This window comes from Pseudactinotalea sp., assembly GCF_048594945.1.
Classification (GTDB): domain Bacteria; phylum Actinomycetota; class Actinomycetes; order Actinomycetales; family Beutenbergiaceae; genus Pseudactinotalea.
This window is the reverse complement of record NZ_JBMDXJ010000462.1, coordinates 1-8,284: the sequence shown is the minus strand read 5'-3', so window position 1 is coordinate 8,284 and position 8,284 is coordinate 1. Positions and strand designations below refer to the sequence as shown.

Sequence of the window (8,284 nt, the reverse complement as noted above, 5' to 3'; positions counted from 1 at the left end):
TGTAGGCGTCCGACCTAAGGTGCGACGGCGCACAACCGCGGCCGCCCCCCCGCACCCGGGGGGGCGGCCGAGGTCGTGCCCTCCTGCGGTCAGCCGTTGACAGCTGCGTACGACTCGCCGAACTCGGCCAGCACGGCGTCCAGACCCTGCCCGCCCAGCGCCTCGATCGCGGCCTCGTAGCCGGCCATGTCGAGCTGTCCGACCATGTACTTGAAGTACGCGTCCTGCGCCGCCTCGAAGATCGTCGACCACTGGGTGTCGAACGTATCCGACGTCAGCGGCTGCGCCGGGTTGGTCACCGCGTACTCGGCGTTCTCCGCCATCAGCTCGTTCGACAGGTTCGTGTACTCGTCGTTCGTCGGGTACAGCACCACCTGGTCGGCGGGCCGCGAGCTGGAGTACGGCTGCACCTGCTGCTCCCAGGAGTTCTGATCGGTGATGGTGATCACGCCCTCGCCGTCCTCCTCGTAGTGCGTGCCCTCGACCCCGTTCGTCATGAGCCCGAACGGCTCCTCGTCCAGCAGCGAGTCGACGAAGCCGAGGATGTAGCGCAGGCCCTCTTCGGTCGGGACGTTCTGCTTCGAGATCGCGAGCAGGCCACCCATTCCGCCGGCCGTGTCCGAGATGATCCGGCGTTCGACGTCACCCCACGTCATGTCGTTGACCAGCGCCCACTCCATCGGCGAGTCAGGGTCGGCATTGCGGGCGAGGTTGACGTAGTTCCTGGCCTCGAACAAGCCCGTGACAACGATGCCGCCGCGGTCCTGGGCGATCATGTCCTGCTGGTTGGACTTCTGGGTGGTGATGAACTCCTGGTTCACCGCGCCGCTGTCGTAGACGTCCTTGTACCAGGCCATCGCTTCCTTGAACTCCTCGCTGGCGAAGGCGGCCTGGAACTCTCCGTTCTCATCCACCACGAAGGTGTCCCCGGCCCCGAAGTACCCGGAGAGGATGCGGAAGCCGAGGCTGAAGCTCTCGAGCCGATCGATGAAGCCCGTGGTGTCGTCCTGACCGTTGCCGTCGGGGTCGTCGTGGGTGAAGGCCTGTGCGACCTCTGCGAGCTCGTCGAGGGTGTGCGGCACCTCGAGCCCGAGGTTGTCGAGCCAGTCCTGGCGGACCAGCACGCCGTACCGGGCGAGCGGCTTCTGGAACGGAACGCCGTACAGGCCGCCGTCCACGCGTGCAGCGTCGATCGTGAGCGGGTCGATCTGGGAGAGGTTGTCGAACTCGGAGAGGTACGGCTCCACGTCCCAGAACATCCCCGAGCTCAGCGCGGTGCGCACGCTGCTGTTCCCCACCTGGTTGAGGCTGGTGAGGTCGGCGAGCGTGTTCGAGGCGAGCACCGCGTTGAGCTTCTCCGAGGTGTTCGCGGCCGGCACCCACTCGATGTCGAACTCGACACCGGTGTACTCCTCCAGCGCTGTCTGGATCGGACCGTTCGGGTCCGGCGTCGCCGGTGTGTGCAGCGTGGCCATCCAGGTGATCGGATCACCGGGCTGGACGCCCTCACCGCCGCCGTTGTCACCGCCGCCGCCACCGGCGCCGCCGCCGCCTCCGCATGCGGTCGCGGTCAGCGCGACCGCGCCGATCGCCGCCACCGCGGCGAGCAGTCGTCTCTTCATCATGGTGTGGGTCCCTTCATCGTTGAGGTAGGTCGTGCAGCGCCCGGTGGCGCCAGTCGGGAGTACTCCCGGAGATCGGTGATCAGCCCTTGACGGAACCGATGAGTGCGCCCTTGACGAAATAGCGCTGAATGAACGGATAGACCAGCAGCATGGGCAGGGTCGCCAGTGCGATCACCGCCATCTTCACCGATTGCGCCGGCGGAACCACGTCCACCGCGCTGGCATCGGCGTTCATCCCCGAGGCCACGATCACGATCTGCCGCAGCAGCACCTGGATCGGCCACAGGTTCGAGTCGTTGATGTAGAGGACGGCGTGCATGTAGGTGTTCCAGTACGCCACCGCGTAGAACAGACCGATGGTGGCGATCGAGGCCAAGGACAACGGCAGCACGATCCGCCAGAACACCCCCAGCTCCGAGCAGCCGTCGATCCGTGCGGCCTCCTCCAGGCTGTCCGGAATGCCCTGGAAGAAGCTGCGCATGATGATGAAGTTGAAGGCGTTCACCGTGACCGGCAGGATCAGCGACCACACCGTGTTCAGCAGCCCGAGCTGCGACACCACCACGAACGTCGGGATCATCCCGCCGCTGAACAGCATCGTGAAGACGACCATGAAGTTGATGACACGACGGCCGCGCAGGTACCGCTTCGAGAGTGCGTACGCCATCAATGACGTGACGAGCAGGCTGAGGAACGTGCCCACCACCGTCACGAACACCGACACCCCCATCGCCCGGAAGATCGTGGGCGTCGACAGCACGTACCGGTACGCGTTGAGCGTGAGCTCGCGCGGGATGATCACGAACGGCCGCGTGGCAAGCTCACCCGGGTTCGCGAAGGAGCTCCCGATCACGTGCAGGAACGGCGCCAGACAGATCAGGGCGAACGCCGTCAGCAGCACCACGTTCACCACCCGGAACACCTTCTGACCGCGCGTGTCGCGTCGCGGCCCACGGTGACGCCGCAGCGCCAGGGTGTTGGTGCTCACGAGGCGCTCCTGCCGTCGACGGGACGCAGCGCGAACAGCCCCGCGCTGACGAAGAAGGCGAAGGCGACCGGGTAGAGGATCAGCTGGCTCCCGAGCAGGCAGGCCAGGCCGGCCGCCGCGAACCACCAGCCATGCCGGCGCAGCGCCGGGCGACGCCGGGTGGCGAGGATGCCGATCACGGCGAGCACGAGCACGAGCAGCACGGTGAAGCCGAACCAGGAGCTGAGCGTGGCGGCGAGTCGGTAGGCCTCTGCTCCCGAGACGCCCTCACCGAGGCCGAGCAGGTCGCCGAGTCCGGACTCGGTGAAGGACGCCTCGTCGAACGTGTTCATGACGAGCGTGAAGCCGCCCAGGAACACCGTGGACAGCGCCATGCCGATCACGGCGAGCCACGTCTCGGCGCGTCGCCGCACCTGCACGGGCGCCACGTCGTCGACGACGGTCGGCGCGACGGCGGTCATCCGGCACTCCGCACGTCGAGAGTGAGACCACTGCAGTGCTCGGTGCTGACGGCGTCGCCGTCGGCACCTGTCACCCGCACGCGGCTCAGGTCGGAGTCGGTGACGTAGCCGAGCCGGATCCCGGCGCGCGTCATCGGTTCGAGCCCGTCGGCCATGTCGGGGGCGCCGGCCACGGCGTCCTCGGCGAACGAGACCGTGACGTCATCGAGCGTGATCCCGGAGAGCGGCTGCTCCGGCAGCCCGTAGAGGTGCGCAGCGGCCGCGTGCACGTTGCGCGCGGTCACATGGGCGATATGGATCCGGCGCAGCAGAGGCGTGGCGTCGTCGACCGGGAGCGGCTCCCGGGTGCGCACGCGCTCGGTCTTTCCGTCGTCGCCGCAGTGATAGAAGGGGTTGATCGCGATCGCGCACAGCACGCCGTCCATCACCACGTTGCTGACCCGCAGATCCTCGACCACGCCACCACGGCCGCGCCGGGTCTTGATCCGAATGCCGCGGTCGGTGCCCTGGAACACGCAGTTGCTGACCACCACGTTGCGGACGCCGCCCGCCATCTCGCTGCCGAGCACCACCCCGCCGTGCCCGTGCACCATCGTGCAACCGGTCACCGTGATGTTCTGGCACGGAACCGGCTCAGGATCCGCCTCGGTGCCCGCCTTGATGGCGATGCAGTCGTCGCCCACGTCGATGTGGCAGTCGCTGATCCGCACGTTGGTGCAGGACTCGGGGTTGATGCCGTCGGTGTAGGGCGAGTCGGCAGGATTGCGGATGCTGACGTTGTTGATCGTCACGTCCCTGCTGAGCGCCGGGTGCACGGTCCACGCCGGAGAGTTCCGCAACGACACGTCGCGGATGGTGACGCGCTCGCAGCCGTGCAACCCGATCAGCGTGGGCCGCGGCAGGCTGTTGGCACGCGCGGCGTGACGTTCCCACCACGCCTGGCCACCGCCGTCGATCGTGCCGAGCCCCGTGATGGCGACGCCCACCTCGCCCTGCGCGTACAGACACGGGGAGTGGATCTGGCGCGGCGCGCCCTCCCAGCGCGCGTCCACGGCCGGGTACAGCACCGGGTCGGGATCGAACTGCAGCACCGCACCGGCCTCGAGGTGCAGGTCCACGTGCGAGCGCAGCCGCAACGCACCCGTGCGATGTACCCCGGCGGGCACCACCACACGGCCGCCGCCCCGCTGGGCTGCCGCATCGATCTCAGCCTGCAGGCTTTCGGTCACGAGGGTCTTGGGCATGGAGCTCACTTCCTGGACAGACATGCGATCACCCGGTCACGAGCCGACGCGCATCGGACCTCGGCGTCGACTCGGTGCTCTCGAGGTTCCGCAACGCAAGCTTCACGACCACGGCAGCGGCCGCCATCGGGATTCCGATGCCGAACATCAGCAGCAGCAGCGGTGCGAACCGGACGAGTAGGTAGACGACGCCTCCGGAGAGCGCAGCGCCGATCACGGTGAGGTGGAACGAGCCGAGGCCGAGCAGCAGCGCGCCGGCGATCTGGCTCCGGAGTGAGTTGACGTCGAGTGCGGCCATCACGAAGAACAGGTACGTGCCGATGATCGCGACGACCGCGAGCATCACGATGTTCAGGGTGCGCAGGTAGCCGTTCTCCACCGACAGCAGGTTGACGCCGATGATCGCCAGCGCCGCGAGCAGCAACCCACCGGCCCGCACCGGTCGCCACCCCTGCTCACGGCAGTAGCCCAGGAAGGTGCGCATCACCGGTGGCGTCTCGCCGCACCGGAACCAGCGATCGAGGTACTTCGCCATCGCGTAGCTCGCGGGGCCGATCCCCATCACGACGAGCCCGAGCATCGTCACAGCGACCCAGAGGACGTTCAGCCAGGCCACCCGGTAGACGCCGGTGAGGAACGCGTTGAGGCGCACGAAGGAGTCCATCGAGAACATGTCAGTAGACGCCTTCCTCACCGAACTTCTTCGCCATCCGGTTCGCGATCACCACGAGGATCAGTCCGACGAGACCCTTCAACAGGCCCACAGCGGAGGCGTACGAGAGCTGACCGTTCTGGATGCCGGCGGTATAGACGTAGGCGTCGAAGATCTCGCCCATCTCACGGTTCAGCGAGTTCAGCAGCAGGAACGTGTGCTCGAACCCCAGCTCGAGGATGTCCCCGATGGCCAGGATGAACATCACCACGATCACCGGGCGGATCGCGGGCAGTGTGATGTGCCAGGTCTGCCGCATCCGCCCTGCGCCGTCGAGCTCTGCGGCCTCATACAGGCCGACGTCCACCGCGGTCATGGCCGCCAGGTACACGATCGTGCCCCAGCCCGCGCTCTTCCAGATGTGCTGCGCCACGTACATCGGGCGCAACCAGTCCGGGTCGGTGAGGAACGCCACCGAGTCCCCGCCCCAGGCCAGGATCAGGTTGTTGATCGCACCCCGGTCGGTGGTCAGCAGCACGTAGAAGATCGACACCACGATCACCCACGACATGAAGTGCGGCAGGTAGACGATCGACTGGATCGACCGCTTGAACACCCGCCCGCGCAGCTCGTTGAGCATCAGCGCCAGGATGATCGGCACCGGGAACGAGAAGACCAGCAGCAGCCCCGAGAGCACCAACGTGTTGCGGAGCAACATGAAGAAGGTGTCCTCGGTGAAGAACCGTACGAAGTGGTCGAACCCGACCCACGGACTGCCCCCGACGCCGAGGAACGGCATGTAGTTCTGGAAGGCGATCACCAACCCGCCCATCGGCAGGTACTTGAACACCAGGAAGTAGACGATCCCCGGGATCGCCATGAGGTACAGCGTCCGGTGCCGCCAGATCGAGCGACCCAGCCCGCCGGAGGGCTTCATGCGCCCCGCCGGCGGGTCGACCTGAGCGATCGACTCCCGCGGCGGCGCGACCACAGGTGCGGTCATGTCCGGCGCGCCCGATCCGATGTGACCATGCTTCGTTGCCTTCCGCTCCTCGTCGAGCGGTCACGGCCGCCGTGGCACGTGACCGGGTAACCGGTTTCTCGTTGGGTGTGCGCCACCATACACACGGCAGGTCAGATCAAGCAACACCCCCGGATCGCGATTCCCTCACGTCCGAGCAACCGGTTACTATGCCGATCACGCGCCCGCCGGAACGATGGGGACAGGCGGCGCCGGGCAGCGAGAGCCTTACGCTCGGCGTCGGGGTTCGGGAGCAACGCTTCGAAGGAGGGCGCAGAGGTGCCGCAGCAACCACGCCACACCGGCAAGCCGGCAACGATCGACGACGTCGCGCGCGCTGCGCAGGTCTCGCGCGCGACGGTCTCGCGCGTGATGAACGGGAAGGCGACGGTCGATGCCGAGCTAACGCGGCGGGTGCAGGAGGCCGCCTCCTCGCTGCGCTATCAGCCCTCCACCACTGCCCGCAGCCTGTCGCTCGGCCGCACCAACACGGTGGCGGTGGTGGTCCCCGACCTCACCAACCCGATGTTCCAGGAGGTCCTGCGCGGGGTCAGTGAGGCCGCCGGCGAGCGCGACTACCGCGTGCTGGTGGCCGACACCGCGGGCGATCCGGAACAGGAACGCCGCAGCATCAGCGATGCTCGCCGCCGCTGCGACGCGATCGTGCTCGTCTCACCCCGCCTCGACGAGGCCGACCTGCGCGATCTGCTGCCCGCGTTGCACCCTGCCGTTGTCATCAACCGGCTCCCCGATGGCGTCACTCCCACTGTCGGGGCGGACTATGCGGCCGGCGCAGACCAGGTGATGGAACACCTGCTCTCTCTCGGCCACGAGCACCTGGTGTACCTGTCCGGCCCGCCTCGAAGCGAGCCGAATCGCGCGCGCCTGGACGCGATGCGCCGGATCGCCGCCGGCCGAGCCGGGGTGCAGCTCACCGAGCTCCCCGGCGGAGCCTCGATCGGCTCGGGCTACCGGGCAGGCGAATCGGTGCTCGAGTGCCGCGCTACCGCCGTGATGGCGTACAACGATCTGGTGGCGTTCGGGTTGCTGGCGCGGCTGAACGAGCTCGGCGTCGCGGTGCCCACGGACATCTCGGTGACCGGGTACGACAACATCGCGCTCTCCCGCTTCTCGTTGCCGCCCCTGACCACTGTCACGGTGCACCATCAGCAGCTCGGAGCGCTGGCCTGGGAGCAGCTCACTGCTCTCCTCGACGGCCTTGGCCGCACCGACCCACCGCTGTGGATCCCGCACCTCGAGCCCCGCGCCTCCAGCGGTGTGGTGCCGGCGACCGTGCACGGCCGACCCCGCGCCGAGGCCCAGCCGACGCTGACCCCGGCCCCGGTGCTGACCGCTCTCGCATGGCAGGAGAACCCGGATGTCGAGCACGGCGACCGCGTGCTCATCGGCGATCTCGCCGAGGACCACCGGCTGGAGCTCGCGCGAGCGGTCAGCGGCGCCGACGTGCCGCCGGTGCACTCCTCGCGCCCGTATCTGCACCCGGTACGCACAGGTGCAGGCCTCGACCTGACCGAGGTCACGCCTGCCGACCACCGGCACCACTACGGCGTCTCGATGGCGGTCGCGCTGGTCAACGGCTCCTCGTTCTGGGGCGGCCGCACCTATGTCCGCGACGAGGGCCCCACGCTGCTCGCCAACCACGGTCGGCAGCAGGTGGTCGCCGAGTCGGTCGACGGCGGCAGGCTGCACCAGGAGGTGCTCTGGTCCGATCATGCCGGTTCCGATCTGCTGACCGAGCAGCGCCACCTCGACGCGGCCGTGCTCGGTCCGCACGCCTGGTCGCTGCGTTGGCGCTCGGAGCTGAGCTCGCAGCACGAGCTGCTCATCGAGTCGCCAGCCACGGCGGGGCGGCGCGGCGCCGGGTACGGCGGCCTCTTCTGGCGCCTCGGTCCGGCGACCACCACGACCGTGATCGGGGCGCACGGCGAGGGAGCGGACGCCGTGCACGGTTCGATCTCACCCTGGGTCGCCTTCGTCCAGCACCGCGGACCTCGGGTCGCCACGCTCGTGCTGGCCCAGGATCCCGAGCATGTCCTTCCCTGGTTCCTGCGCGCCGACGACTACGTAGGTGCCGGCCCGGCACTCGCCTGGAGCTCGCCGCTCCGGGTTCCCCCGGGTGAGATTCTCACGGTAAGCCTCGGTGCCGTCATGCTCGACGGCGCTGCCACGGCTGAGGAGGCGGAGGCGCTCGCCGCCCAGGTGTGGTGACTCACGCCATCCGGCCGGTGGCCGCGATCGCATCCGCGATCGAGGCCGCGAGTCCAGTCCCGGC

7 protein-coding genes are annotated in these 8,284 nt (G+C 68.3%); 1 reads left to right on the top strand and 6 read right to left on the bottom strand.

The annotated features are described in order from the left end of the window. Positions 1 to 89: 89 nt before the first annotated feature. The 6 genes from ACOJSN_RS20935 to ACOJSN_RS20910 form a co-directional block, all read right to left on the bottom strand. Positions 90 to 1,622 carry an extracellular solute-binding protein gene (locus ACOJSN_RS20935; protein WP_420114417.1) on the bottom strand — a complete coding sequence of 511 codons (1,533 nt, stop codon included), beginning with the start codon at positions 1,620 to 1,622 and terminating at the stop codon, positions 90 to 92. Positions 1,623 to 1,704: 82 nt separating this feature from the next. Next, on the bottom strand, positions 1,705 to 2,613 hold the full coding sequence (locus tag ACOJSN_RS20930) for a carbohydrate ABC transporter permease (RefSeq protein WP_420114416.1): 909 nt from the start codon (positions 2,611 to 2,613) through the stop codon (positions 1,705 to 1,707). After that, the gene (locus ACOJSN_RS20925) at positions 2,610 to 3,074 is read right to left on the bottom strand and encodes a hypothetical protein (RefSeq protein WP_420114415.1); all 465 of its coding nucleotides are present in this window, start codon (positions 3,072 to 3,074) and stop codon (positions 2,610 to 2,612) included. Before ACOJSN_RS20925 ends, ACOJSN_RS20930 begins: the two co-directional genes overlap by 4 nt. Next, positions 3,071 to 4,318, bottom strand: coding sequence for a glycoside hydrolase family 28 protein (locus ACOJSN_RS20920; RefSeq protein ID WP_420114414.1), 1,248 nt, complete (start codon positions 4,316 to 4,318; stop codon positions 3,071 to 3,073). The genes ACOJSN_RS20925 and ACOJSN_RS20920 overlap by 4 nt, the downstream gene beginning before the upstream one ends. 28 nt (positions 4,319 to 4,346) lie before the next feature. Then, on the bottom strand, positions 4,347 to 5,012 hold the full coding sequence (locus ACOJSN_RS20915; RefSeq protein WP_420114413.1) for a YesL family protein: 666 nt from the start codon (positions 5,010 to 5,012) through the stop codon (positions 4,347 to 4,349). Then, entirely contained in the window at positions 4,993 to 5,973 is a 981-nt protein-coding gene (locus ACOJSN_RS20910) for an ABC transporter permease (RefSeq protein ID WP_420114412.1), read from the bottom strand. Before ACOJSN_RS20910 ends, ACOJSN_RS20915 begins: the two co-directional genes overlap by 20 nt. 297 nt (positions 5,974 to 6,270) lie before the next feature. Between ACOJSN_RS20910 and ACOJSN_RS20905 the strand changes: the two genes are divergently transcribed. Further along, positions 6,271 to 8,220 carry a DUF6807 family protein gene (locus tag ACOJSN_RS20905; protein ID WP_420114411.1) on the top strand — a complete coding sequence of 650 codons (1,950 nt, stop codon included), beginning with the start codon at positions 6,271 to 6,273 and terminating at the stop codon, positions 8,218 to 8,220. Positions 8,221 to 8,284: the final 64 nt, after the last annotated feature.